The organism is Angustibacter sp. Root456 (assembly GCF_001426435.1).
Lineage (GTDB): Bacteria > Actinomycetota > Actinomycetes > Actinomycetales > Angustibacteraceae > Angustibacter.
Genome location: NZ_LMER01000001.1, coordinates 422655 through 444421 on the forward strand (window position 1 = coordinate 422655; position 21767 = coordinate 444421).

Below are 21767 nucleotides of genomic sequence, written 5' to 3' on the forward strand. Positions count from 1 at the left end.
CTGGGGGCTACGGCTGCGTCGACACGTCGACCGACACGCTCTTGGCGTACGTGTACGAGTCGATCGCGCCCTGGATCGAGAACTCCCGGCCGATCCCGCTCTCCTTCGTGCCGCCGTACGACAGTCCCGGGTACTGGCCGCCCGCCCGGTTGACCTGCACCCAGCCCGCCTGGAGCCGGCCCGCCATCCGCAGGGCAGTGGCGACGTCCCGTGACCAGACGTAGCCGGCCAGCCCGTAGGAGCTCGCGTTGGCCTGCTCGACCACCTCGTCCTCCGAGTGCCAGGGGATCGCCACCATCACGGGGCCGAAGATCTCCTCGCACGCCGCCGCCGCCGTCGCGTCGAGGCCCGTGAGGATGGTCGGCTGCATGAACCAGCCACCCTGCTGGTGCGGCTCCCGTTGCGGCACACCTCCGGTGCGCGCGGTGGCGCCGTCCGCAAGGGCACTCGCGACGTACGAGACCACCCGGGCGTACTGCTTCTCGTTGATGATCGAGCCCATGTCCGTCGCGTCGTCGAGGGGATCGCCCACCACGAGCCTGCTGACGGCGTCGGCGACCCGCTGCAGGAACGACTCGAAGACCGACTCGTGGACGAAGAGCCTGGATCCGGCGGTGCAGGACTGACCCTGTCGGGTGAAGCGCATGCCGGCCACCACGCCGGCGGCCGTCCGGTCGTCGTCCGAGTCGGGAAACACGATGGCCGGGCTCTTGCCCCCGAGCTCGAGGGAGACCGGCAGGATCCGTTGCGCCGCAGTGGCCAGGACCGACCGACCCACGGCGGTAGAACCGGTGAACGACAGCTTGTCGACGTCGGGGTCGCTCATCAGGGCGGCGCCGATCTCGGGGCCGAGGCCGGTGACGACGTTGAGCACCCCGGGTGGCAGATGCCGCTGCAGGATGGCCGTGACCTCCAGGACGACCAGCGACGCGTCCTCGGCCGGCTTCAGCACCATGGTGTTGCCCATGCTGAGGGCCATCGCGATCTTCACCACCGACAGCTGCGCGGGCGCGTTCCACGGCACGACGGCCGCCACCACACCGAAGGGCTCGCGGATGGTGTAGGTCAGCACGTCGGGCAGGGCCGGCACGGTGACGCCCTGGGCCTGGTACGCGGCTCCTGCGAAGTAGCGCAGCAGGTCGATGACGCTCGCGATCTCGGGACGCGCCTGGGTGCGCAGTGCGTTGCCGGTCTCGCGCGACAGCAACCGCGCCAGCTCGTCCGCCCGCGCCTCGACGTCGTCGGCAGCCGCGAGGAACGCGGCCTCGCGCACCGCGGGACTCGCCGTCCGCCACGTCGCCAGCGCGCGTCGGGCGGCGAGCACGGCGCGGCGGGAGTCGGCGCCGGTGCCGCGCGGGAAGCGGCCGATCACGTGCCCGGTCGCCGGGCTGCGGCTCACCAGCCACTCCCCCGACTCGCTCGCAGTGAGGCCGCCGTCGACCTGCATCAGCCAACGCGCGACCTCCGCGACCTCCGGCGCCGGGAGGTCTCGCAGGTCAGCCCGCACCTCGACAACCAGCTCGGGACTGCTCTGCGAGAGGTCCGTCGCCGGCATCAGGCGCCTTCGCCGGAGACCGCCGACGGCTCGTCGAAGACGGTCACCTCGGCGCCGGGAGGGATGTTGTCGTGGTCGGCCGGTCCGCCTGCCTCTCGGATGATCTCGTAGGCGATCTCCTTGGCGATCTTGCCGTCGCGCATCTCGAACACGTGAGCCAGGCGCATGCTGACCCGGGTGCCGGCCGGGAACGGGAAGTTCGCCATGTGGTCGGCCACGTAGGTGGCTTCGTAGATGCAGTCGTCGAAGACGAACTCCTCGGTGGCGAAGCGGCGCAGGTGCGTGTGCTTGTGGATGACGAGGGAGTTGAAGATGTCGTGGTAGCCCGCGAGAGCGTCGTCCGCGTTGTCGAAGACGAGGCCCCGCCCCGGCCCCTCCCAGTAGACGTCATCGGTGTACAGGGCGATCGCGTGCTGGATCGTCTCCGGCGTCTCGTTGTGGAAGTGGGCCTCGACAGCCTCCAGGTTGCGCTGGATCACCTCTTCGCGAGTGAGCATCTGATCGGTCACGCCGTCCTCCAGGTCCGTACCGGCTGCGCCTGCCCCGCCAGGCTCGATGCACTACTCCACGTATCATTGTATTCGTTATGCTTGATTGTCAACGGTGATCGCTTCATTCGAGCTCGTCGAGCACCACCGACCGACCGTCCTGCGCCGCCGACTGGTACGCGGCGGCCACGATCAGGGCGACGTCGAGGGCCGTCTGCGTGGTGACACCGCGAGGAGGCGCCCCGTGGATCGCCTCCACGAACTCCGCGAGCTCGCGGTCGAAGAACGTCCGGTTGCCCACCTGCGCGAGGTCACTGAAGCCCGACACGTCGCCGGTCCACGAGCTGACGAAGCTGCTCTCGCGCCAGTCGTGCCACCCCGGGGCCAGGCCATCGACCCCACCGAGGCTCAGCAGCCGGCTGCGCGCAGGCAGGACGCCGAAGGTGAGCTGGCCGCCGTCGCCGTGCAGGGTCATCTCGGACGACTCGAACCACTCACCGTTGTCGTGGACGGTGAAGTCGAAGCTGGCGATCATCGAGTCGTAGAGGAAGGTGAGGGCCGCGACGTCCTCCCGCGACGACGCGTCCGACCATCCAGGCAGCTTCTCCACTGTTGCCCGCACCGCCCGAGGCCGACCCAGCAGGTCGATCATGAGGTGGATGACGTGGCACCCGATGACCCAGAGCGCGCCCCCCATGTCCGCCGCCTGGTTCAGGTGCGACGAGAGGTGCTCGCCGGACGAGCTCGCGCCGTGCGCTCGGGCCAGGCTCACCCGCCCGATCGGGTCGCGGTCGAGCACCGACCTCGCCCACTCCAGCGCCGGCGCGTAGTGGAAGTTGTACCCGACCCGCACCAGCGCGCCGTCCCGGCTGCCCAGGTCGTGCAGCCGGCGCAGGTCGGCCAGCGACCCACCACCGGGCTTCTCGACGAGCACCGCCTTGCCCGCGGCCAGCGCGCGCTCGGCCAGCGACACCATGTCCTTGGACTTCGAGTGCACGAGCACGCCGTCCGCCCCGCTGGCCAGCAGCTCGTCCAGGCCGGCCGGCACGGTGCCGACCTCGGCGCAGAACGCCTCGAGCACCGCGTCGTCGGGATCCCAGGCGCCGACCACCTCGGCGCCGAGACCCCTCGCGCTCCTGAACCGGGCCGACGAGTGGGGGTGACTGACACCCACCATCGCCAGGGACGTGGTGTGGCTGCTGCCTGACATGCGTCGCCTCCGCTCAGGGGACCAGGAAGGATGGGAACGACCGCGGCGGCTACTGGCGCTGAACGTATTCGCCGGTTGAACGGGGGGTCAACGACCGCGTCGAGAAGCGCGCCAACGCATCCGCTTGCACTGCCGACAGCCCGAGGTCCTGCGGTGACGGGAAGCCCTGCGAGCAGCCGGGCTGGCCCACGGTGTGGCCGGCTGCGAGCATCGCGAGCTGCACCGCCTCCAGCCAGGAGCAGCCGGCGAGGCGGGCGGCGACCAGTCCGCCGGTGGCGGAGTCTCCCCCGCCGACCGTGCACACCGGCTGCGCCGCAACGGCCGGGACGTCGACATCGTCCTGACCGGCCCGCATCAGCGTGGCGCCTCGCGGGCCACGCTTGAGCACCGTGACCGGCGCCTCCAACCGGCGGACGCGGTCCGTCAGCACGTCGGCCGCCGAGGCGGCGGCAGCGATGCCGAACAGCTCGGCGAACTCCTCCTCGGTGCCGATGACCAGGTCGGCACCGACGAGAGCCTGGGCGCCCGCGTCGGCGTACCTGGCCGACGACGCCCAGCTGTCAGGTCGCAGGTCGAGGTCCCACCACACGGCCACGCCGCGCTCGTGGGCTGACTGCGCGACGAGGCGGACGACATCCGGCGTGCTGCCCGCGGCGAGGGAGTCGAGCGAAAGCAGCACCACCTTGAGGGTGTCCCACGGCAGCGTCGACACGACCGCAGGCTCGAGCCAGGTGTCGGCAGCGCTCTGTCGGTAGAAGACCCGGTCGCCCTCGTCGGCCGAGAGCGTGGCCAGGAACGCCATCGAGGTCCGGCGACCCGCGACGCGGCTCACCCAGCGCACGTCGACCCCGGTCGCCTCGAGCTGGTCGTGCACCAGGTCGCCGACCTCGTCGTCGCCGACGGCGGTCAGCACCGCCGAGGGGACTCCGAGACGGTGAGCAGCGATCGCGCTGTTGGTGGGGCTTCCGCCGACGGACGGCGCGAAGGAGCGAGCGGCCCGGATGCCACCGGCACCGGGCTCGGCGAACAGGTCGAGGTTGATCCGCCCGACCGTCAGCAGCGTCGGGCTGGGGTGATTGCGCACATAACCATTATGCGAGTTCGGCGTCACCCTCGCTAGCCCCCTGGCGTTGCGTCGCCTGGTAAGACATATTCATTACTTCCATTCGTCTCGGGAGGAGTCTTCGGTGACAGAGCCGTCTCCGGCCGGTCCGCTGGACGGCGTCGTGGTGGTCGACCTCTCCCGGGCACTGGCCGGCCCGCACGCGGCGATGATGCTCGGCGACATGGGGGCACGCGTCATCAAGGTGGAGTCCCCGACCGGAGACGAGTCGCGCAGCTGGGGACCGCCCTTCGTCGGGCCGGAGGACTCCCCCGTGTCGACGTACTTCCTGTGCGCCAACCGCAACAAGGAGTCGATCCAGCTCGACCTGAAGTCCCCGAGCGACCACGAGGCGCTCGAGGCGCTCGTGCAGCGGGCCGACGTGCTCATCGAGAACTTCCGGCCTGGCGTGATGGACCGGCTGGGGCTGTCGACCGGCCGGCTGCACGAGCTCAACCCGGGGCTCGTCGTGCTGTCGATCACCGGCTTCGGCCACGACGGGCCCGACGCGGATCGGCCGGGCTTCGACCAGATCGCCCAGGGCGAAGCCGGCCTGATGTCGCTGACCGGGGCGGCGGCCGGCGCCGCCACGAAGGTCGGCGTCCCGATCGCCGACCTCCTCGCCGGGATCCACGGTGCCTTCGGTGTGGCGAGCGCCCTGGTCGACCGCCAGCACAGCGGCAGGGGCACGGTCGTCCGGACGTCGCTGCTCGCCGGGCTCGTCGGCGTGCACGCCTACCAGGGCACGCGGTTCACCGTCGCCGGGCAGGTGCCTGAGCCGAGCGGCAACCACCATCCGTCGATCGCGCCCTACGGCGCGTTCCGGACGGCTGACGAGCTGCTGCAGATCGCCGTGGGCAACGACAGCCAGTGGCTCGCGCTGGCGCGGGTCGTCGGGGTCGATGCGCAGGACGCGCGCTACGTCAGCAACGCCCTGCGCGTGGCGCACCGGACCGAGCTGCAGGACGAGCTCGAGGCAGCCCTCAGCCGCGAACCCGCGGCCACCTGGCTCGCTCGCCTGCGCTCGGCGGGCGTACCGGCCGGCCGGGTGCGCACGCTCGACCAGGTGTACGCGTGGGACCAGGTCGCGAGCCAGGGACTGCTGGTCGAGGTCGAGCACCCGGTGCTCGGTCGGGTCGACCTGCCGGGGCCGCCGCTGCGGTTGGAGGACGCCGACGGCCGCTCCACCGCGCGCGCAGCCCACCAGCCGCCGCCGATGCTCGGCGAGCACACGCAGGCCCTCCGCGAGTGGCTCGACGGCGACGTGGCCGGTTGAGACGTGGCCGGTTGAGACGTGGCCGGTTGAGACGTGGCCGGTTGACCAGCCTGCCGTGGCCCTTCCTCGGCGCCGCCGGGGCCGCCGTCTTCGCTGCCATCACCACCGAGGTGCTGCCGGTCAGCCTGCTGCCCCAGATCAGCCGCACCTTCGGCAGCAGCGAGTCGGTGGGCGGCCTCCTGGTGTTCGCCTACGCCGTCGTCGTGGCCGTCACCTGCATCCCGCTGACCGCGCTGTCGATGCGCTGGAGCCGGCGTCGGGTGCTGGCCGTCGCGCTGGCCGGACTGTCGCTGAGCAGCATCGGGTTCGCCCTCGCCGGACGCTACGAGGTCGCGCTCGCGGCCCGCTTCGTCGGCGGCCTGGCTCACGCCGCCTTCTTCTCCGTCGTCTTCGCCGCGACCGCGGCTGCCGTGCCGCCGCAGCTCGTCGGACGTGCGGTCGCCGTGATCAGCGCCGGCAACGCGCTCGGGGTGGCGCTCGGCATACCCGTCGGGACGGCGGTGGGCGCGGTCGTCGGCTGGCGCTGGGTCTTCGGGTTCGTCGGCCTCGCCCTCGCCCTGCTCGCGGTCATCGTGAGCGTCGTCATGCCCGCGACGCCCCCGCCCGCCCACCAGGGGCACGAGCCGGTGCTCACCGCCGTCCGGGGCCGCGCCATCCTCCGGGTCGGGGCCCTGGTGGCGCTGCTCATGCTGGGCCACTACACCGCCTACACCTACGTGAGCGTGTTGATGGCGGACGCCGGGCTGGGGCCCCTCGCGCTCAGCGCCGCCCTGTTCGGCTACGGCGTCGCCGGGGTGGCCGGCGTCCTGGTGGCGGCCGCCACAGCCGACCGGCACCTCACCGGCACCCTGCGCACAGCAGGCGTGCTGGTCGTCGTGGCCCTGCTCGGCCTCTGGGCCCTCGGAGCCTCGCCGCTCGTCGGCGCGGCCGCACTGGTGGTGTGGGGACTCGGGTTCGGCGCGCTGCCGACGGTGGTCCAGACCCTGGCCCTGCGCAGCGCGCCGACGGCACCCGACGCCGGTTCCGCCGTCGTCAACTCCGCGTTCAACGTCGGCATCGCCGGGGGCGCCCTGGTGGGCGCGCAGCTGCTGGCGACCTGGGGCTCTCGCGGCGTCGCTCTCACCGCCGGGCTGCTCGTGGCCGGGTCGGTGCTGACGCTCTTCGGCGCCCGGCCGCCTGGACAGCGTGCGCACGCCGAGACATGACGAACGGCCCTCACAGTCGCTGTGAGGGCCGTTCGTCGGTGGTAGCGGGGGCAGGATTTGAACCTGCGACCTCTGGGTTATGAGCCCAGCGAGCTACCGAGCTGCTCCACCCCGCGCCGTCAGCCTCGCGGCCGAACTTCCTCTAGGTTACGACACTCCGGCGAGAGCGCCAAATCCGGCCCGACGTGCGGTGATGGGCGCGGCGGAGTGGTCGCGATCGCGACCGCCCCGCCGCACCTACGACCGCACGCTCACGGCGTCGCGCTGGGCGAAGGCGTCGGCGTGGCCGTCGCGGTCGGAGCCGGCGTCGACGAGTTCTCGGCGTCCACCGCCCGCTGCAGCGCGTCCTGCAGGCGCTTCTGCGCCTCGCCGTAGGCCGCGAAATCGCCCTTGCCCAGCGCCGCCTGGCCGTCCTGGATCGCCTTCTGCGCGTCAGCCAGCGCCTGCTTCAGGTCAGCGGACGCCGAAGCCCCGCCACCCGTCGTCCCGCCGCCGGTGGTGGTGCCGCCGCCGGTCGAGCCGCCCGTCGAGCCGCCCGTGCCGGCGTCCCCGGCCGACGCACCCGAGTTGCCGCCGAACACCTGGTCGAGCGCCTCGTCGAGGGTGTCGGCGAAGCCGATCTTGTCGCCGAAGCTCACGAGCACCTTCTGCAGCAACGGGTACGACGTGGTGCCGGTGCCCCGCACGTACACCGGCTGCACGTAGAGCAGGCCGCCACCGACCGGAAGGGTCAGCAGGTTGCCGTTCTCGACCTTCGTCGAGCCGCCCTGTCGCAGCAGGTTCAGCGTGTTCGACACCGTGGTGTTGGAGTTGAAGTTGTTCTGCACCTGGCCCGGGCCGGAGACGACCGTGTCCTTCGGCAGCTGCAGCACCCGGATCGTTCCGTAGCCGTCGCGCTTGGTGCCCGCCTCGGAGCCGGCGTTGGCGTCCACCGCGGCGAACGCCGTCAGCACGTTGCGCGTGCCGCTACCGCTGGGGATGAACGTCGACGTCAGTGAGAACGACGGCTGCTTCTGCCCCGGCATCTGCAGCGTCAGGTAGTACGGCGGCTGGTCGACCGCGCCGGTGTGCGTGGGGTCGTCCGGCACCCGCCAGAAGTCCGAGCCGCCGTAGAACGCGCCGGGGTCGCTCACGTGGTAGCGCGCGAGCAGCGAGCGCTGCACCTTGAACAGGTCCTCGGGGTAGCGCAGGTGCGACATCAGATCGCCCGAGATCTTCGACAGCGGCTGCACCGTGCCGGGGAACACCTTCATCCACGACTTCAGCACCGGGTCGGAGTCATCCCACGCGTACAGCTTCACCGAGCCGTCGTACGCGTCGACGGTCGCCTTCACCGAGTTGCGGATGTAGTTGATCCGGCTGTTCTGCAACGCCGCGACGCTCGTCGTCTGCGCCGTCAGCGAGTCGGCCGTGACGTCGCCCAGCAGGGCCTTCTGCGCGTTCGGGTACATGTCCGACGTCGTGTAGCCGTCGAGGATCCACTGAATCCGGCCGTCGACCACGGCCGGATACGGGTCGCCGTCCACCGTCAGCCACGGCGCGACCTTCTCGACGCGCTGTCGCGGGTTGCGGTCGAACAGGATCCGCGACTGCGAGTTCACGCGGTCGGACAGCAGGATGTTGTACTCCTGCATCGCCATCGCGAACGCCACCCGCCGCGCGAAGGACCCGATCGCTACGCCGCCCTTGCCGGTGTACGTGTTGTTCTTCTGCCCCGACGCGCTGGTGTCTGGGTAGTCGAGCTCGACCGGCGTCGTCCCCTTGGGCGCGCCGACGATGGAGTACGACGGCGACTTCTCACCGAAGTAGATGCGCGGCTCGTACTCCCCCAGCTGCCCGGACGGCGGGATGTCACCTTCGTAGAAGCGCGGCTTGCCGTCGGGCTCGCGCTGGTTGCCGTACGCCGCAACGACTCCGAAGCCGTGCGTGTAGTAGGTGTGGTCGTTGACCCAGTTGCGCTGCGCGTCGGCCAGGCCGTCGAGCTCGAGCTCGCGCACCGCCAGCACCGTGTCGCGCGACTTGCCGTCGATCGTGTAGCGGTCGACGTCCAACGAGTCAGGGAACGCGTAGTACTGCCGCACCTGCTCCAGCTGGCGGAACGCGTCCGACACCAGCGCCGGGTCGAGCAGGCGGATCCCCGGCACCGTCTCGGCGTCGTCGCGCAGCTGGCCGCTGGTCGCGGTGGTCTTGGCGTCGAACTCCTGGATCTCGACGTTCTTCAGCCCGTAGGCCTCGCGCGTCGCCGCGATGTTGCGCGCGATGTACGGCGTCTCGCGCGACGACTCGCTCGGCTTCACCTGGAACCGCTGCACCGCAGCCGGATACAGCCCACCGACGACGATCGCGCAGATCAGCAGCAGCGCCACGCCCAGCCCGGGCAAGCGCCACGAACCCAGCCAGATCGCACCGATCACCAGCAGCCCCACCACCACCGAGGCGATGGCCAGGAACATCTTCGCCGGCAGCACCGCGTTGACGTCGGTGTAGGTCATGCCCGTGAAGTCCCGCGCCAGCGAGTGCTGCGCCGTCGTCAGCGAGTACCGGTCGAGCCAGTAGCTCGCGCCGCGCAGCAGCAGAAACAGGCCCAGCAGCACCGACAGGTGCACCCGCGCCGCCTTCGTCGTCCGCTGGTCGCCACCCTGCAGGCGCAGGCCGCCGTACAGGTAGTGGACGACGAACGCCGAGATCGCCGACAGCACCACCGCGGCCATGAGCACGCTCAGCACCAGCCGCAGGAACGGCATCGTGAAGACGAAGAAGCCGAGGTCGATCTTGAACTGCGGGTCCTTCACCCCGAACGGCGTGCGGTTGCGCCACAACAGGTAGACCTGCCACTTGCCGGACGCCGCCGCCCCCGCGATCAGGCCCACCGCCACCGGCAGGACGACGCCGGCCGCCCGCCGCAGCGGCTCGACCTGCGCGCGGTAGTGGTCGAGGCTCGNGCGACACCGGTGCGTAGACCGGCCGGGTGCGATACGCGATCGACAGGCTGGCTGCGACCGCGCCGCCCGTGAGCACCGCCGCCACCGCGAACAACAGCACGCGCGCACCCAGCGTCGTCGTGAAGACCTTCAGGTAGCCGATCGAGTCGAACCACAGGACGTCGACCCACAGCCGCGAGGCGAACACCGCCAGCACGATGACGGCCACCACCACGACGATCGTGGGCACCAGCGGGCTGCGCTTGCGCGGCCGCACCACCGGCCGGTCGCCCCCACGCGACGATCCACCCCAGGGTGGGTTGAAGCTCACGGCGTTCCCTCTCCGGCTGCCCTCGGGGCGCGCAGCAGCGCCCTCCACGACTCAACTTACCGGCGGCCGCTGAGGTTCCCGCCGTGATCGACGCGGTCGGCGCCTGGGACAATCGAAGGCGTGGACTCCTTGACGCGCGCCCTGCTCGAGACCGAACGCCACGTGGCCGAGGCCGGCTGGGACCAGCCGCCGCGGCTGTTCGCCCTCGTGCGCACCGCGTCGCTGCTCGAACGCGAGCCGGCGCTGCGCGGTCAGCTCGATCCTGGCACGATCGCCGCCGCGGACGCCGACGCCGGCCACCTCATCGCCGTCGAGCAGGAAGGGCTACCCGCCACCAGCAGCCTGGAGTCGATGCTGCGCCAGATGGCGTGGGGGCCCGACGTCGACGGCGTGGCGCTCACGGTCGAGCGGCTCGTCGTCCCGCCGGAGGCCGAGCGAGACCTGCCCTCGCGGCCCGAGGAGGCCGTCGAGCACCTGGCCCAGCACCCGCAGCGCGAGGACGTCCGGCTCACCGTCGCCGTCCTGCGCTCCGGTGAGCACCAGTGCGGCCTGCGTCAGCGCACGCACGACGAGCCCGGGTCGGTGGCCGTCGGGCCCGAGCTGGTGCCCGGCCTGGTCGCCGCCCTCGCCGCCACCCTCGAGGACTGACCCTCCGGCGTCCTGCTCGAGGCAGGTCAGCCCGCGGTGGTGCAGGTGGGCAGGGACGCTCCCTGCCCGCTCGCGATCTTCTCCACGTCCAGCCTCGACTCGTGCAGCGACGACGTGCGCACCACCCGTAGGCCGTCGGGCACGTTGCCCACGACCTCGTCGCAGTTGCTGGCCGGCGCGAGGAACCACTGCGCTCCCGCGTCGCGAGCGCCCACGAGCTTCTGCGCGATGCCGCCGATCGGCCCTACCTCGCCCGCGCCGTCGATCGTGCCGGTGCCGGCGATCTTCGCGCCGCCGGTGAGGCTGCCCGGCGTCAGCAGGTCGTAGATGCCGAGGGCGAACATCATGCCCGCGCTCGGCCCACCGACGTCCTTGGTCGCGAACTTGACGTCGACCGGGAAGTCGTAGGACGACGAGATCCCGACGCCCAGCACCGTGCGCCCGTCGGACGTCGTGGTCGTCGTCGTGACGTCCACCGGCTTGCCGTCGCGGCGCACCGTGAGCTGCACGCTCTGCCCGGGCTTCAGCCCCTGGATCCTCGAGCGCAGGCCCTCGGCGGTCTTCACCGGCTCGCCCTGCAGCGTCAGGACGACGTCACCGGCCTTGAGCACCGACGCCGCCGGCACGTCCTTGCTGACCTCGACGATCTTCACCGCCTCGGGCACCTTCTCGCCCAGCTCGCGCAGCCCCGCCGCCGTCGCGTCCTCCTGCGACTGCGACATCTCGGCGGCGTTCTCCTGCTCGGTCTGCTGCTCGCTCTGCCCGGGCGGGAACACCTGCTCCACCGGGATCACCGCCTGCGTGGGCGACACCCACGCGCTCAGCACCTCGCCGAGACCCACCTCGTGGCCCGGGCCGCCGGAGACCGCGACCGTGGTCATGTCCAGCGTGCCCGACGTCGGCCGATAGCTCGGCTGCCCGTCGATGCTGATGAGCGGCGTCCCGCCCACCTTGCCGAGCACGTTCGTGGCCGGGCCCGGCGAGTAGATCGCGTACGGCGCGGGCATCAGCGCGACGATGGCCGCGAGCGCGATCGCGAGCACCCCCGTGATGAGGATGGTCAGCGCCCGCGGCGACAGCCCGGACGACGACGGTGGCCTCCCGAGCACCGGCACCGTCTGGTCGACTCGGCTCACCCGTTCCTCCGTGTGCTCTCGCGGACCTGCGCCATCGCCTGGCGGAAGCGGGCGTAGTCGTCGACCGCCTCCACGCCCTTGCGGGGCCGTTCACGCCGGGCCAACGCGACCCCCGCCACGACCAGCAGCGTGAGCACGACCGGCACGAGCCACCAGAACCAGAACGGCGCGCTCGACACTGACACCCCGGACGCCAACGCGCGCGCCGACGGCGCCGTCACTGCCTCGATCGCTTCACCCACGGCCACTCACCTCACGAGCGTAACTGCCGCTCACGGCAGGCCGACCCACTCCTGGGTGCCGTCGCCGAACTCCTGGTGCTTCCAGATCGGCACGGTCGACTTGAGCGTGTCGATCAGGTCGCGCGCCGCGTCGAAGGCCTCGCCGCGGTGCACGGCGCTCACGCCGACGACGACCGCCAGGTCGCCGATGGCCAGGTCACCCACCCGGTGCACCGCGGCCACGGCGACGACGTCGTGGTGTGCGGCCACCTGCTCGCAGACCTCACGAAGTCGTTCTGCCGCCGTCGGGTGCGCCGAGTAGGCCAGCGCGTTGACCTCGCGCTCGTGGTCGGCGTCGCGCACCGAACCCACGAACAGCGCCAGGCCACCGGCGCGCGGGTCGGCGACGGCGGCGTGCACCTCGTCGACCGACAGGGCCGTCTCGCGGATGTCGACCAGCCGCACCGTCGCGTCCGTCATCAGGGTTCCCTTCGCCGCCGACGGCGCACGATCGCCGCCGTTCCCACCAGGGCCACCGCCGCACCCGCAGCGCCGAGCGCCGCGTCGCGCCGGTCGAGCCGCCGCGACGCCAGCGCGTGGTGCCCGCGCACCTGCTCCAGGAGCTCGCCGAGGGCGGTCTGGTTGTCATACGTCGGTGCCCAGCCCGCCTCGCGCAGCCGGGACGCCGCCACGACCCACGGGTGCACCACGAACGCCAGGTCGCTCGCCGGCGCGGGCAGCACCCCCACGCGGTGCAGCCGCTCCGCCGTCCCGAAGGCCAGCGACGCGGGCAGCTCGACGCGCCGCATGCCCGACAGCTTCTCGACCTCGCCCTGCTCGAGCGACCCCTCGCAGCCCACCGTGAGCGAGCCGTCGAGCCCCGCGGTGATCGCGACGGCCACCGCCTCGGCGAGGTCGGCGAGGTGGCAGAACTGCCAGCGCGTGCCGGCGTCGCGCACGGCGAGCAGCCGGGGAGCCTCGAAGTGCCGCGTGGTGACCGTGTCGACCCCCGGGCCCACGAGCGCGGCCGGCCGCAGCACGGTCACCGACACGCCGGGGTGCGTGCGGCTCACCCGGGCCAGCACCTGCTCGACCTCGAGCAGGTCGCCCACCACCCCGCCGTCCGGCAGCGCGGCGACGGGGGCGTCGTCGGGCAGGGGCACGGGATTGTCAGCAGTGGCACCGAGCACCATGGCGCTGGTGACGGCGACGAGCCGGCTTGCCCCCACGGCCGCAGCAGCGGTGGCTACCGCCTGCGCCTGCCGGACGGCGTGGTCGCGCCGCTCCCCCGACGGCGTGGCCAGCGCCGCGGCGAGGTCGGTGGCCGCCGCGAGCAGCACGACGACGTCAGCGCCGCGCAGCCGCCCGGCCACCTCCGGGACGTCGAGCGGCCCGATCCGCCAGCTGGCGTCGGCCGGCCCACGTTCGACGTCGAGGGCGATGATCTTGCCGACCTCGCCGGCCTCGGCCCGCGCGCGCAGCCGCTCGACGACGAGCGTCCCCAGGGCGTCGGCCGCGCCGACGACGGCGACGGTGGGGCGGCCGCCACGCCCGCCCCGACGCGCTCCGCGGCGCGGGGCCGACTTCGCTCTGCGTGAACCCTGGGTGGAGGCACCCTCGGCGGGGGAACTCACCGGGCACCTCCCTGGTTAAGGTCGTGACAGGCCCAGATCGCACCTGCTGGGGCGCCATCCTCTCAGGCACCCCGTGCGGCGGGCGCGACGACCGCCCGGTTCGCCGTCCGCGAGCGAGCCCACACGAGCGAGGAGCGTGCGCGATGAACCGACCGATGGGCTTCGGTCCGGCGGGCCCCGACGACGACGACGACGGCGGCGGTGGCGACCGCGGCGACGGCGACCGCCGAGACCGTGACGAGCAGCCGGGCGACGGCGCCAACCCCTTCGCGGCGCTGTTCGGCGGCGCAGGCGACCCCGAGGCGCTGGCCCAGGCGCTGCAGGCCGCGGGCGCCGGCCCCGTCGACGCCGCGCAGGTCACGGCGATGATGAGCCAGGTGCAGCGCATGCTCGCCACGCCCGGCGACGGGGGCCCGGTGAACTGGGACCTCGCCATCGAGATCGCCCGCCAGGTGGTGAGCGAGCACGGTGACGCCAGCGTGTCGGCGTCCGAGGAGCGGGCGGTGGCCGAGGCGCTGCGCCTGGCCGACACCTGGCTCGACGACCACACGAGCCTGCCCGCCGCCGGGGCCCGCGCGCTCGCGTGGAGCCGGGCCGAGTGGGTCGAGGGCACCCGGCCGGTGTGGCGGCGGCTGGTCGAGCCGGTGGCCGAGAGCGTGGGCAACGCGATGACCGAGGCGATGACGCAGCAGGCGCCGCCGGAGCTCGCCGCCCAGCTGGGCGGCCCGCTCGGCGCGATGCTCGGCGGCTCGGCGCAGCAGATGATGCGCCAGGTCGGCGGGTCGGTGTTCGGCATGCAGGTGGGCCAGGCGGTCGGCACGCTCGCCACCGAGGTGGTCAGCGGCACCGAGATCGGCCTGCCGCTCGTCGAGGCGGGGTCCGTGGTGCTGCTGCCAGCCGGCGTCGCGGCGTTCGGCGAGGGGCTCGACGTGCCCGCCGACGAGGTGCGCCTCTACCTGGCGCTGCGCGAGGCGGCGCGCTCGCGGCTGTTCGCGCACGTGCCGTGGCTGGCGGGCTGGCTGCTCGGCGCCGTCGAGGACTACGCGCGCGGCATCACGATCGACACCAGCCGCATCGAGGCGGCGCTGCGCGAGGCCGACCCGAGCGACCCCGCGGGCCTGCAGCAGGCGTTGTCGAGCGGGCTGTTCGAGCCCGAGCGCACGCCCGCGCAGCAGGCCGCGCTCGACCGGCTCGAGACGGCGCTCGCGCTGCTCGAGGGGTGGGTCGAGGTGGTCACGGACGCCTCGGCGTCCGCGCTGCCGCACGCGAGCGCGCTGCGCGAGACGGTGCGCCGGCGCCGGGCGATCGGCGGCCCGGCGGAGCAGACGTTCTCGGCGCTCGTCGGCCTCGAGCTGCGGCCGCGGCGGATGCGTGACGCCGCCGCGCTGTGGCAGGTGATCGAGCGCTCGCGCGGTGTGGAGGGACGCGACGGCGTCTGGTCGCACCCCGACCTCATGCCCACGGCCGACGACCTCGACGACCCCATGGGCTACGCCGAGCGGCGCGCCGACGCCGACGCCACCTCGGCCGACGTCGACGCCGCCATCGAGCGGCTGCTGTCGGGCGAGGACGCTTCCGGCGACGACGCGTGAGCGACCTGCTGGCCGACGTCGTCCGCACCCTGTCGGCCTGGTCGCCGCCGGACGACGCGCAGTCGGCCTTGCGCGCGAACTACCTCGCCCACCTGGCCGCGCACCCCAACGGGATCTGGCGTGAGGGGCCACCGGAGCACGTGACGGCGAGCTGTTTCGTCTTCGACCCCGCCGGCGAGCGCACGCTCATGACGTTGCACCGCAAGGGCAACTTCTGGGTGCAGTTCGGCGGTCACCTCGAGCGGGGCGACGCGACGCTCGCCGGGGCGGCGCTGCGCGAGGGCACCGAGGAGTCGGGCGTGGCGCTGCGCCTGGTCGGGGGCGATCTCGCCGGGGCCCCCGCGATCGTCGACCTCAACCGGCACGCGCTGCCGCCGGCGTTCGGGCGCTGTCGCGAGCACCTCGACGTCGCGTTCGCTGCCGTGGCCGACGCGGACGCCGTGCCGGCCGTCAGCGACGAGAGCCACGACGTCGCGTGGTGGCCGCTCGACGCGCTGCCCGACAACGTGGTCGTCGACCTGCCGGTGCGGCTGCCGGCCGCCGTTCGCACCCTGCGCCTGGCCGCCCACTCCTGAGCGCCCGCGCGTGCACTTCGGGTCTGCGGGTCTGCGGGTCTGCGGGTCTGCGGGTCTGCGAGTCAGCGGCGGACGTCAGCGGGGCCGTCGTCCACTGGTAAGCCGGCTGCCAGCCACGCCTCGACACCGCCCACGACGTCGGTGGTCCGGTGCAGGCCGAGGTCGCGCAGGCTGCGGGCGGCAAGGCTCGAGCTGTACCCCTGCCGGCAGATCACGATCACCTCGACGTCGGGCCCCGCCTCCGCGATGGCGACACCGCTCGCGGGGTCGAGCCGCCACTCGAGCACCGTGCGGTCGATGACCACCGCCCCCGGCAGCTCACCCTGCTCGCGGCGCTGCTCCGGCGTGCGCGTGTCGACGAGCAGCGCGCCGCGCGCCAGGGCGGCGTACGCCTCGCGCGCTGAGTAGCGCCGCAGCCCACGGCGCGCCTCGGCGAGCAGGGCGTCGACACCGGACGGCGGATCGACCGCGGGCGGGCTCACCCCGCGGTGTCGGCGTCGGGCTGGGCGTCGGGCTGGTCGTCGGGGTCGGCGTCGGGCTGGGCGTCGGGCTGGTCGTCCGGCTCGTCGCCCAGTTCGTCGTCGGTGTCGCTGACGTCGAGGCCGGACGCCGCCGAGACGCCCTCGAGGTACCCCCGGGCGCGCTCGGTGCGCGGGTAGGACTGCAGCAGCGCCCAGAAGCTCGGGCCGTGCCGCGGCTCGAGCAGGTGGGCGAGCTCGTGCAGCAGCACGTAGTCGAGCACCCACGACGGCATGCCGCGCACGCGCGAGCTGATCCGGATCGTGCCGTCCATGGGCGTGCACGACCCCCACCGGGAGTTCTGGTTGCTCACCCAGGCCACGGACGCCGGCCGCGCGTGGCCGCCGAGGTAGCGGGCCGACAGCTCACCGGCCCGGCGCGCGAGTGCGGCGTCGCTGGGCCGGCGGCGCTTGTCCTGGGCCTCCAGCCGCTTGACCATGGCGGCGACCCACTCGGCCTCTTCCGACCGGGTGAACCGGGCGGGGATGAGCACGACGGTGCGCCCGCCGTCGCGGTAGGCGCTCACGGTGCGGCGCCGGCGCCGGCTGCGACGCACCTCGACCTCAGTGGCCATAGGTGGACGGTACCTCGCGCTCCGGACATTCCCGGGTCCTTGTGCAGCGTGTCCACAGGGCGTCACCATGACCCCACGAACGCAGCGCGCGAGGGGGCCGACGTGGCGGGACGACGCATGACCATGACGCTGGCGTGCGTCGCCGCCGCGGTACTCGCCGTGTCGAGCTGTGGCAGCGCAGTCGCCGGCAACACCCACGCGGTCGGGGCGAGCGCTACCTCGACTACTGCGACCAGCCCGATGACGACGGCCAGCGGGTCACCGACCGCCACCGCGTCGGCCACGAGCAAGGTGGCGGCGCCGCCCGGCACCACGGCCCCCGGCGTCCACGTGAGAAACCTCGACGAGCGGCACTTCGACGGGCTGCAGCGCGTGCTGACCGTGAGCCGCTCGTGCACGGCGCCGAACGCCGTGCAGGTGCGGTTCAAGGTGGGCGAGCTGCGCCGCCAGCAGGTGCGGTTGCTCATGATCGACCGAGCGGGCCGGCTCCTGCGGTCGAGCGCGAGGCTGCCGTCGATGACCGACGCCGGGCCGGGGAGCGACGGCAGCGTCCCGTCCTACGGACTGCGCGACACCTGGACGCTGCGCCAGGTGGCCGGACCCGCGATCACTGCGGGCGAGTCCTCCGGCTGGAGAGTCGTCCTGGTCACGGCGGACTCGACCAAGGCGCTTGCCCACCCGAACGCCGTGGTGGTCCCGTCGTGCAGAGACGGCGTGTGGCACGCGCCCACGCCGACGCTCGAGGTCACCGACGTCAGGCGCGACTGCGCGGCCAAGCCCCCGACCGACGGCTACTTCACTGCGCACGTGCGAGCCGTCGGGCTGGTGTACGGGCAGATCTACGCCATCGACGGCGGCGCGAGCGGCAACGACCTCAACAACGTGCCGCGCACCATGGCCGAGAGCTACGACGGCGACATGACCTTCACTCCCGGCATCGACCGGCGTCCGAGCCCGAACGGCGTCGCGAAACCATTCCCGCGGACGGCCTTCACGGTGACCCTCCAGATTGGCCCCGAGCGGGTGGTCCGCAAGGCGCTGGCGGTGCAACCGCCGATGTGGTTCGAGGCGCGCGACGAGACGTCCGACGCCGTGACCGTGGCGGTGCCCGGCTGCTAGGTCCGGAGAACTTTCCGTCCACAGTCTGTGGACGCTCCCGCTGCAGGTCAGCGCGTCGCGGGCAGCCGTCGTCCCCGGTTGTCCACAGGGCCGTCCCCCGGCGTCCCACAGGCGTGGAAGCCCTTGTCCCCAGCTTGTCCACAGGTTGTGCACAGGCGACGCGCCGACGACGTTGACCGCGCCAGTGACGCGGTCCTAGCGTTGCGTTCAACGAGGCCCCCTGGGATAACCCGGGACCACCTGCACTTGGGGAAGATGCGGGTGGCTCCCGCGCGCGCCCCAGGGGGCTTCGCGCGTGTCGTGGGGACCCCGCCTCCCCTCACCTGAGCACGGACTGGTCTATGGTGAGGGCCGATCGGTGAGCACGAGGGCGCACGCCCCAGGCTCGGTGCGCCGTCCGGACCCTGCGTCCGGAGGTGGACAACCCCGACAGGCGGCCAGGCACGAGCCCTGACCCGCTCGGGCGCCGACCGCCACCGAACGACCCCNNAAGTGCAAGGAGAAGCGCGAGGCCGAGGGCAAGGTCGTCGAGACGAACGGCCGTCGCATGGCCAAGGGCGTGTGCCCCGTGTGCGGCACCAACCTCAACCGGATCCTCGGCAAGGCCTGAGCTACGCAGTCGGCTCGATCGAGCTCGACAGCACCGAAGGGCGGTCCGCACGGCGGGCCGCCCTTCGGCGTGTCCGGGCGAGGGCGGCGCCCGCCCCCGACTGTGAGCGCGGTGGCACCCTGCTGCACTCCTAAGGCAGTAGGGGCACCCAGTGGCCATCGCCGAGTGAAGCGATCTTCCCCACCGTCGACGCGCGTGGCGACGCCGTCTCGCTGTCACTGGGGCGCTTCACTTCATTCGTTGGTGGCCGCTGGGTGCCCCTACTTCACTAGGTAGGCGACGGGGTGCCACCGCGCCAAACCCACGCGGCGCACGGTGGGGGCTGTGGACGGCGGCCGCGGCCCGGACGTCGGACCTGCCAGGCTCGAAGAGTGCTTCGACCCCGACTGGATCCCTCGCTTCGCGTGCTGTGGCGTGACCGCAGCACGCTGCAGGTCGGCCTGCGCCCCGAGCGAGGGGTCGTCGTCAGCGGCCTGCAGCCGGGCGACGAGGTGCTCGTCGAGGCGATGGACGGCCTGCGCGACCTCGCTGCGCTGCACGGCCTGGCCGCCTCGATCGGCGTGTCGGCCGAGCGGGTCGACGCGCTGCTCGCGGTGCTGGCCAGCGCGGGAGTCATCTCGGACGCCGCGGCCGCGCCGAACCTGACCCGCGAGCAGCGCGACGACGTCACCCGCCTCGGCCCCCAGCGCCGCGCGCGGCTGGCGCCGGACGCCGGTGTGTGGGCCGGCGTCTACCCCACCGAACCCCAAGCCACCGCAGCCGACGGCATCGCGCTGGTGGCCGCCCGCACGCGCCGGCACGTGCTCGTCGACGGCGCGGGGCCGCTGGCGGACGCCATCGCGACCACCCTCGCCGCAGCGGGCGTCGGCACGGTCTCACGAGCTCGCAGCGCCCAGACCCCCCGCGCCGACGTCCACGTGCTCGTGCGCACCGACGCGGTCGACGTCTGCGAGGCCGACGCGCTCGTGGCCACCGACCAGGTGCACCTGGCCGTGCTCGTCTGCGGCGAACGTCTCGTGGTGGGGCCGATGGTGCTGCCCGGACGCTCGGCGTGCCTGCGCTGCCTCGATCTGCACCGCGCCGACCGCGACCCCGCCTGGCCGCACGTCGTCGCCCAGCTGGTGCGACAGCGAACCGGCGCGGTGCCGCGGGAGACGGCGTCGACGGTGCTCGCCGCCGGGCTGGCGTCGTTGCAGGTGCTCACCCAGCTCGACAGATGCGCCGTGCCAGCGTCCGTGGGGCGCACGCTCGAGGTGGAACTGCCCGACGGGCTGGTCGAACGACGGCGGTGGCGGCCGCACTCGGCGTGCGGGTGCCAGGCGCTCGCCATCCCTCGCGCTCTCGCCAGCAGCGCCAGCAGCGCCGGGAGCGCCGGGAGCGGGGCACCCATGCGCGCGTCGGTGCCGTGACCCACAATGGCGGACGTGACTGACCTGCCCCGCAAGGCCGTGACGCGCACGGCGAAGCTCGCGAGCCTCCCGCTCGGCTTCGCCGGCCGCACCGCGCTCGGCTTCGGGCGGCGCGTCGGGGGCCGTCCGGCCGAGCTGGTGGCCGCCGAGGTGCAGGCCCGCACCGCCGAGCAGCTGTTCAAGGTGCTCGGCGAGCTCAAGGGCGGCGCGATGAAGTTCGGCCAGGCGATGAGCATCTTCGAGGCAGCCCTGCCCGAGGAGATCGCCGGCCCCTACCGCGCGACGCTCACCAAGCTGCAGGACGCCGCACCTCCCCTCCCGGCGGCCACGGTGCACCAGGTGCTGGCCGAGGAGCTGGGCCGGCAGTGGCGGCGCAAGTTCACGTCGTTCGACGACAAGCCCGCAGCGGCGGCGTCCATCGGCCAGGTGCACCGCGCGGTGTGGAAGGACGGCCGCGAGGTCGCGGTGAAGATCCAGTACCCCGGGGCGGGACAGGCGCTGATCTCCGACCTCACGCAGGTGTCGCGCGTCGCGCGCGTGTCGGCTGGCTGGGTGCCCGGAATCGACATCAAACCGATCATGGACGAGCTGATCGCCCGAGCCCGTGAGGAGCTCGACTACACCATGGAGGCCGAGGCCCAGGCCGGCTTCCACGCCGCCTTCGAGGGCGACGACAGCTTCGCCATCCCGGCGGTCGTCGCGAACACCGAGCACGTCATCGTCTCGCAGTGGCTCGACGGCACGCCGCTGTCGCGCATCATCGCGAGCGGCACGGTCGAGGAGCGCGACGCGGCGGCCGCGCGCTACCTGGAGTTCCTGCTGGCCGGCCCGCAGCGCGCGGGGTTGCTGCACGCCGACCCGCACCCCGGCAACTTCCGGATGACGGACGACGGGCGGCTCGGCATCCTCGACTACGGCGCGGTCAACCGGCTGCCCGACGGGCTGCCACCGCACATGGGTGCACTCCTGGCGCGCGCGCTGGACGGCGACGACGAGGCCGTCGTGCAGGGCCTGCGCGACGACGGGTTCATCAAGCCGTCCATCAACGTCGACGGCAAGGCGCTGCTGACCTACCTCCAGCCGTTCCTCGAGCCGGCCCGCGACGACACCTTCCGGTTCACCCGCGAGTTCCTGCGCGACCTGTTCGCGCACATCAACGACCCTCGCCGGCCGCAGTGGGGCGTGGGGCTGAAGCTCAACCTGCCGCCGCAGTACCTGCTGATCCACCGCGTGTGGCTCGGCGGCATCGGCGTGCTGTGCCAGATCGAGGGGGAGGTCGCCGTCCGCGAGGTGCTGCGCAAGCACCTGCCCGGCTTCGACCCCGAACCCTGACGGCTCACTAGCCGCCACTCACCACCAGGCGGTGTCGATCTTGGCCTCGATGCTGCGCAGGTGGGTGCGGGCGCAGCGGTCGCAGGTCCACACCTCGCGTCCGCGCTCGAGCCCCGCCACCCAGGTGAGGCGCCAGGATCCGTCGTGCGGGGCATCGCGCTCGCAGAGCGCACAGCGCGGGACGGTCGGGTCGCTCATGAACTCGACGCTACGCCCGCGCCGCCGACACCGCCGCTGGGATGCGTGCACCTTGGATCCAACGTGTACGCCTGAGGCGCGGCGCGCGTGCACTTCGGACCCGAAGTGCACG

20 protein-coding genes, 1 tRNA gene and 2 pseudogenes are annotated in these 21767 nt (G+C 72.9%); 9 read left to right on the forward strand and 14 right to left on the reverse strand.

Features of this window, described 5'->3' with window-relative positions; translation table 11 throughout:
- Window positions 1-7: 7 nt before the first annotated feature.
- From ASD06_RS02015 to ASD06_RS02030, 4 genes are all read right to left on the reverse strand, one after another.
- Window positions 8-1555, reverse strand: coding sequence for an aldehyde dehydrogenase family protein (locus tag ASD06_RS02015; RefSeq protein ID WP_082537589.1), 1548 nt, complete (start codon window positions 1553-1555; stop codon window positions 8-10).
- Window positions 1555-2064 (reverse strand): nuclear transport factor 2 family protein, encoded by a 510-nt coding sequence (locus ASD06_RS02020; RefSeq protein ID WP_200941794.1) that lies wholly within the window; start codon window positions 2062-2064, stop codon window positions 1555-1557. Before ASD06_RS02020 ends, ASD06_RS02015 begins: the two co-directional genes overlap by 1 nt.
- 103 nt (window positions 2065-2167) lie before the next feature.
- Complete coding sequence (locus ASD06_RS02025) at window positions 2168-3253, reverse strand: Gfo/Idh/MocA family protein (protein ID WP_082537590.1); 1086 nt, start codon at window positions 3251-3253, stop codon at window positions 2168-2170.
- Window positions 3254-3302: 49 nt separating this feature from the next.
- Window positions 3303-4337 carry a PfkB family carbohydrate kinase gene (locus tag ASD06_RS02030; RefSeq protein ID WP_056672388.1) on the reverse strand — a complete coding sequence of 345 codons (1035 nt, stop codon included), beginning with the start codon at window positions 4335-4337 and terminating at the stop codon, window positions 3303-3305.
- A 103-nt stretch (window positions 4338-4440) separates the two neighbouring features.
- Between ASD06_RS02030 and ASD06_RS02035 the strand changes: the two genes are divergently transcribed.
- Window positions 4441-5631 carry a CaiB/BaiF CoA-transferase family protein gene (locus ASD06_RS02035; RefSeq protein WP_200941795.1) on the forward strand — a complete coding sequence of 397 codons (1191 nt, stop codon included), beginning with the start codon at window positions 4441-4443 and terminating at the stop codon, window positions 5629-5631.
- Between the two features lie 41 nt (window positions 5632-5672).
- On the forward strand, window positions 5673-6836 hold the full coding sequence (locus ASD06_RS02040) for an MFS transporter (protein ID WP_056672392.1): 1164 nt from the start codon (window positions 5673-5675) through the stop codon (window positions 6834-6836).
- Window positions 6837-6875: 39 nt separating this feature from the next.
- On the opposite strand, the gene ASD06_RS02045 is transcribed toward ASD06_RS02040, so the two are convergent.
- The 3 genes and pseudogenes from ASD06_RS02045 to ASD06_RS19875 all read right to left on the reverse strand — a co-directional run.
- Window positions 6876-6952, reverse strand: a tRNA-Met gene (locus ASD06_RS02045).
- 135 nt (window positions 6953-7087) lie between these two features.
- Window positions 7088-9742, reverse strand: a complete 2655-nt coding sequence (locus tag ASD06_RS19745) for a UPF0182 family protein (protein WP_369853654.1) — start codon at window positions 9740-9742, stop codon at window positions 7088-7090.
- 36 nt (window positions 9743-9778) lie between these two features.
- Window positions 9779-10136, reverse strand: a pseudogene (locus ASD06_RS19875) (UPF0182 family protein); the annotation flags it as partial.
- A 72-nt stretch (window positions 10137-10208) separates the two neighbouring features.
- Here ASD06_RS19875 and ASD06_RS02055 point away from each other — a divergent pair.
- Complete coding sequence (locus ASD06_RS02055) at window positions 10209-10736, forward strand: PPA1309 family protein (protein WP_200941796.1); 528 nt, start codon at window positions 10209-10211, stop codon at window positions 10734-10736.
- Between the two features lie 26 nt (window positions 10737-10762).
- On the opposite strand, the gene ASD06_RS02060 is transcribed toward ASD06_RS02055, so the two are convergent.
- The 4 genes from ASD06_RS02060 to ASD06_RS02075 are packed head-to-tail and all read right to left on the reverse strand — an operon-like array spanning window position 10763 to window position 13727.
- The gene (locus ASD06_RS02060) at window positions 10763-11872 is read right to left on the reverse strand and encodes a PDZ domain-containing protein (protein WP_056672396.1); all 1110 of its coding nucleotides are present in this window, start codon (window positions 11870-11872) and stop codon (window positions 10763-10765) included.
- Window positions 11869-12114, reverse strand: a complete 246-nt coding sequence (locus tag ASD06_RS02065) for a hypothetical protein (protein WP_157371434.1) — start codon at window positions 12112-12114, stop codon at window positions 11869-11871. Before ASD06_RS02065 ends, ASD06_RS02060 begins: the two co-directional genes overlap by 4 nt.
- A gap of 30 nt (window positions 12115-12144) precedes the next feature.
- On the reverse strand, window positions 12145-12573 hold the full coding sequence (locus ASD06_RS02070) for a molybdenum cofactor biosynthesis protein MoaE (protein WP_056672400.1): 429 nt from the start codon (window positions 12571-12573) through the stop codon (window positions 12145-12147).
- Window positions 12573-13727, reverse strand: coding sequence for an NAD-dependent epimerase/dehydratase family protein (locus tag ASD06_RS02075; protein WP_056672402.1), 1155 nt, complete (start codon window positions 13725-13727; stop codon window positions 12573-12575). Before ASD06_RS02075 ends, ASD06_RS02070 begins: the two co-directional genes overlap by 1 nt.
- Before the next feature lie 143 nt (window positions 13728-13870).
- On the opposite strand from ASD06_RS02075, the gene ASD06_RS02080 reads away from it, so the two are divergent.
- Together ASD06_RS02080 and ASD06_RS02085 are read left to right on the forward strand one after the other, a co-directional pair.
- A complete protein-coding gene (locus tag ASD06_RS02080) occupies window positions 13871-15319 on the forward strand; it encodes a zinc-dependent metalloprotease (protein ID WP_056672404.1) in 1449 nt (482 codons plus the stop codon).
- Window positions 15316-15894, forward strand: a complete 579-nt coding sequence (locus tag ASD06_RS02085) for an NUDIX hydrolase (RefSeq protein ID WP_056672406.1) — start codon at window positions 15316-15318, stop codon at window positions 15892-15894. The genes ASD06_RS02080 and ASD06_RS02085 overlap by 4 nt, the downstream gene beginning before the upstream one ends.
- Window positions 15895-15956: 62 nt before the next feature.
- Here the strand turns inward: ASD06_RS02085 and ASD06_RS02090 are convergent, their stop codons facing one another.
- Window positions 15957-16376, reverse strand: coding sequence for a rhodanese-like domain-containing protein (locus ASD06_RS02090; RefSeq protein ID WP_056672408.1), 420 nt, complete (start codon window positions 16374-16376; stop codon window positions 15957-15959).
- Window positions 16373-16987 carry a YgjP-like metallopeptidase domain-containing protein gene (locus tag ASD06_RS02095; protein ID WP_082537593.1) on the reverse strand — a complete coding sequence of 205 codons (615 nt, stop codon included), beginning with the start codon at window positions 16985-16987 and terminating at the stop codon, window positions 16373-16375. The genes ASD06_RS02090 and ASD06_RS02095 overlap by 4 nt, the downstream gene beginning before the upstream one ends.
- Window positions 16988-17104: 117 nt before the next feature.
- Between ASD06_RS02095 and ASD06_RS02105 the strand changes: the two genes are divergently transcribed.
- From ASD06_RS02105 to ASD06_RS02115, 4 genes and pseudogenes are all read left to right on the forward strand, one after another.
- Window positions 17105-18106: a hypothetical protein gene (locus ASD06_RS02105; protein WP_157371435.1), complete on the forward strand. Its 1002-nt coding sequence runs from the start codon at window positions 17105-17107 to the stop codon at window positions 18104-18106.
- A 490-nt stretch (window positions 18107-18596) separates the two neighbouring features.
- A pseudogene (locus ASD06_RS19525) lies at window positions 18597-18716 on the forward strand (DUF5679 domain-containing protein); the annotation flags it as partial.
- A 371-nt stretch (window positions 18717-19087) separates the two neighbouring features.
- Complete coding sequence (locus ASD06_RS02110) at window positions 19088-20125, forward strand: hypothetical protein (protein ID WP_157371436.1); 1038 nt, start codon at window positions 19088-19090, stop codon at window positions 20123-20125.
- Between the two features lie 15 nt (window positions 20126-20140).
- A complete protein-coding gene (locus ASD06_RS02115) occupies window positions 20141-21457 on the forward strand; it encodes an AarF/ABC1/UbiB kinase family protein (RefSeq protein ID WP_056673004.1) in 1317 nt (438 codons plus the stop codon).
- Between the two features lie 18 nt (window positions 21458-21475).
- Here ASD06_RS02115 and ASD06_RS02120 read toward each other — a convergent pair whose 3' ends face one another.
- Window positions 21476-21655, reverse strand: a complete 180-nt coding sequence (locus ASD06_RS02120) for a hypothetical protein (RefSeq protein ID WP_056672416.1) — start codon at window positions 21653-21655, stop codon at window positions 21476-21478.
- Window positions 21656-21767 lie beyond the last annotated feature (112 nt).